This window comes from Bifidobacterium sp. UMB1197 (assembly GCF_030217745.1).
Classification (GTDB): Bacteria; Actinomycetota; Actinomycetes; order Actinomycetales; family Bifidobacteriaceae; genus Bifidobacterium; species Bifidobacterium vaginale_B.
This window is the reverse complement of the sequence record NZ_JASOOL010000017.1, coordinates 1-4,011: the sequence shown is the minus strand read 5'-3', so window position 1 is coordinate 4,011 and position 4,011 is coordinate 1. Positions and strand designations below refer to the sequence as shown.

The window sequence follows — 4,011 nt, the reverse complement described above, 5'->3', positions numbered from 1 at the left end:
AAAAAAAAATGGAAAGAGCAACGCAAAAAATAAGTTAAATTTGTTCCACAGCACCCCTCTTAATTTTATATTGAAAGGGGTGTATGTTTTTGGTCATATAATCAATATTCCTAAAGAATGCGCATATTTTAGACTATAGGCCAATTCAAAAATCCTATTACTACTTATGAGTCAATTACTTATGAGATTTCAAATCAAAAAGCATGTTTCTTGGATTTTTAGGCAAAGATACAAAACCAAGTTTCTTATACCATCTTATAAGATCATCATTTAATGCTTGTGTATACAAAAATCTACAACCAACATTAACAGAATTATCGCACGCCATTTGTATAGCCTCTTTAACAAGTAGACTTCCTTGCAACTGGCCTTGATGCTCTTTATTTACTGCCAGTCTTCCCAAAAGCACACACGGAATATTGCCAGATAAGTTACTATCATCCTTTGTTTGCTGAGGGATTACACGATGCTGCAAATAATAAGAAGATAAAGTGAAAATTCCAATTACTTCATCACTATCATCTAATGCAACATGCACAGCGCAACTACTTTCTTCCTGCTGTTCAAGCGCGTCACGATGCACCCATATATCGAGTTCAGGTTCGTCACAATGAAACGAGTCCAAATCTACCGAATAGTCAAGATTGATTATACGCGTCCAAAGTCTAACTGACATCATTCCCCTGCAATCAGATTCTCAAGGAATTGTGCATCTTCGCTACTAATAAACGTTCGCTTTGACACATCAGCAAGATTAGGCACTGGAGCTGATGACTTAACTTCATTCGCTTGAACCATCGAGTAGAACGCAAGCATACTATCAGTGGTGATAGTGTCGTTTAAGTTAGCTTTTGACCACGGTTCTTCTTCATGACTCATCTGCTCAAGCATGTCACCTAAATGCTTATCATCTTTATTGTCATACAAACTGAGCACACGATCAATAACAGCACGATCTTCTCGAGACACTTTACTACTTTCACCATCAGGTATTTCCCTAGAGAAAATATATCGGCGTCCCTTACAATACGTCTTAAAAATATCTTTTACCACTGGACCATGTTTCCAAGCTGTAATTGGATCGTCAAAAAGCGGCCTATCTTGAGCTACAAGCATCCACGCTTGAACATAATATAAAAGCTTTTGTAGCGCGAAAGTCGTAGTCATATGATTACGTGCTTCGCGTTGCTCAAGTATATACTTGGCTACATCTATCGCTCTAGTCATTGTAATCATCCTCTTTTTTCTTATTACGCTTAATTTCTTATCATATCAGGCAGTATGCAAATTTTGAATTTTGATGAACCTGCAAGCATTAAAGAAATTAGTCATGTAGCAAAATGATTACACTTCCACACAACCGCAGCAATTCCAGCGCACATCACCGCATACGCATACATGCTTAATTCAGCAATCACACTACCAGTGCAAGTCTAACATCGGGCTGTAGCGCAGTTTGGTAGCGCGCTTCGTTCGGGACGAAGAGGCCGCGGGTTCAAATCCCACCAGCCCGACTTTTGATTTTTGCCAGTCGTAAATGTTTTAGTTAACCGCTTGCTAACTATCTGGCAGCAAATTTACGAGTTGCAATTGCAAGACCCGCAAAGAATCCAGCAAACAGTGCCGCAATTGAAGAAATAATCCAACATGTTGCTGCAGTTCCAGTAGTTATTAAATACCCTCTACGCACGCCGTCACTAGAAGAATCATCACTCTTATTGAGCTTATTTTCTTGAGAATTAGGGCATATGCACTTACTTTGCCCTGGTGTTTTATTTGGTATTGCAGGCCTTCCGCCGAAACCACTAAATCCGCCAAGATCTGGAGTAGAATCAGGCTTCAACTCTTGTTTTGGCTCTGGAAGAGGCGTTGGAGAAGGATTTGGAGCAGGATTTATAATCTGCGGAATGCATGGTCTAGGCTTATCTGGCTTCTTATTGTTCTTAATAGTTGCAGTAAAAGTTGCATCAACCCATGCGTATAAATGCGTATTTTTTACAACTTTATCGTCTGGAATAAACTGTTCAAATTTCGACCTAACAAATGAAGAATTACTACTACTCTTATTTGATGGACTATAAATACCTGTTTCGATATTTCGTGCAATAAAATCATAAGGAGCAACCTTATTAATATCCCAAACAACAGTATCTTTTTTATCAATTCCAAGAACAGCTTTTATTTGATCAAAAGTCATAGGAGCAGACCTAGAAGACTCTGCTTCTTTAAGAAGATTCTTTAATGCCGAAAGAGAACTACTCTTAGAATTACGAATTAACTTAGCAGTATAACTTAAGCCTATGCTTTCTGCATATTTTGCTAATTCTTCCTTCTTTATACTTAAATCTTTTGCATCGCTTTGTTTATCTGCATCTGTTTTATCAAAATTATCATCTCTATATTCATGATGACAATTCAAGAATTTAGCTTCAGAATCACCACTATGCAATTCATAATACTTAAGTCTATATCTTGTATTTCGACCTTCTTTAAACGGTACAATACCTTGCAATGCGTCAACAGAACAAACAATATAATCATTATTATACGTAGTATTGAAGGTAACTTTAATATAATCTCGAGCTATGCGAAGAACATTTTGTTTTCCATTATTTGAAATAAGATTTTCACCAGGAGTTTTGCCTGTTTTACCACCAAATATTCTCCAAATACCAGGAACAAGACCAGATATAAAAGCTTTTGAAAGATTGCCTCTGTTATCTAAAACATCATACGTAGCATTACCAGCCGTGTTTGGATCAGTATAATCATATACTTTTGGTTGCTCGTCTTTATTTGCAGGAAGAGATAAATCTCGAAGCCCTACCGAATTAAACATAGCGCCTATAGAATGATGCACTGTGTCTTCACTTTCAGATATGTGTTTATTCTGGAACTTCCACTTACTTAAATCTAAAACTTCAACTCCGCTGCCCTGGAACATTCCTGACATATCTTCAGCTTTTAAGGTATCCCAATCTTTTATGCCATTAATCTCTTTTAGTTTTGAAGTAAAGTAAAACATTTTCCCCATAGTTGTTACATTTTTGGTATTAAATTTTTCTAAGCCTTCTACACTTGAAAGCTTAGATGGAAGCTCAGATGGATGCTGAGTTGGATCCCACCATCCCATGTTGAACATGTCGTTTATTTTTGTTAACTTTCCACTTGGGGAAGCAAATAACTTAGCACTTTCTAAATTAGAGCACATTTGAAACATGCCACTAGCATCGCTTATATTAACTTTCTGCCACTTGGATAAATCAACTGATTTTAATTTTTTGCAATAAGCAAACATTGAACTAGCGTCTTCAACATTTTTCATATCCCAGTTTTCAATGCCAGTTAAACTTAGCAAATTACCACAACTATAAAACATTTTAGAAACATTTACAGCTTTTCCATCTTTTTTGACGAACCTTATCTTGTTTAAGCCTTCTACAGATTCAAGACTGGAAAAATCAAAAAACATACTATCTGCATTATTTATTTTAAAGTCATTTCCGTCTATAACGACCTTTTTAACGCTTTTGTATCTATCACTATTAACCAAATCTTTAAGAGTACTTGCATTAACCGAATCATTAGGATGATCTGCTTGCAAATGCAAAATTGAGTTGTTTTCTCCGCTTAATCCCCATTTAAGATTGCGATTAGAATCTGTAGTCCAGGTTAAAGGCTGCGGATCCGCATCTGATGATCTAGATTGAACAGAAGAAGAACTGACGGTAGACCCAGAAGATGAAGAAGACGAAGACGACGAAGTTGAAGGAGTCGAAGGAGTCGAAGCAGAAGGAGTTGAAGGAGCAGAAGCTGCATTATGATTGGAATTGCTAGAAGCAGACGAGCCAACAGCACTAGAAACAGTCGGAACCAGCATTGCCAGAGCAGCAATAACAGACGCACAAATCGCAATGCTTTTATATAGTCTACTTTGATTCTTCATCTTCTAATCCTATGCAAAATAAAATGACATCCCTAAAATATCAACGCTAGCACTTAAAAAAAAAA

3 protein-coding genes and 1 tRNA gene are annotated in these 4,011 nt (G+C 36.9%); 1 reads left to right on the top strand and 3 read right to left on the bottom strand.

What is annotated here, in order from left to right; genetic code table 11:
* Positions 1–175: 175 nt before the first annotated feature.
* On the bottom strand, positions 176–676 hold the full coding sequence (locus QP420_RS06390; RefSeq protein ID WP_481616890.1) for a GNAT family N-acetyltransferase: 501 nt from the start codon (positions 674–676) through the stop codon (positions 176–178).
* Positions 676–1,227, bottom strand: coding sequence for a Panacea domain-containing protein (locus tag QP420_RS06385; protein WP_481616889.1), 552 nt, complete (start codon positions 1,225–1,227; stop codon positions 676–678). The genes QP420_RS06390 and QP420_RS06385 overlap by 1 nt, the downstream gene beginning before the upstream one ends.
* Before the next feature lie 213 nt (positions 1,228–1,440).
* On the opposite strand from QP420_RS06385, the gene QP420_RS06380 reads away from it, so the two are divergent.
* Positions 1,441–1,514, top strand: a tRNA-Pro gene (locus tag QP420_RS06380).
* A 47-nt stretch (positions 1,515–1,561) separates the two neighbouring features.
* On the opposite strand, the gene QP420_RS06375 is transcribed toward QP420_RS06380, so the two are convergent.
* Positions 1,562–3,946: a BspA family leucine-rich repeat surface protein gene (locus QP420_RS06375; RefSeq protein WP_481616888.1), complete on the bottom strand. Its 2,385-nt coding sequence runs from the start codon at positions 3,944–3,946 to the stop codon at positions 1,562–1,564.
* Between the last annotated feature and the right edge of the window lie 65 nt (positions 3,947–4,011).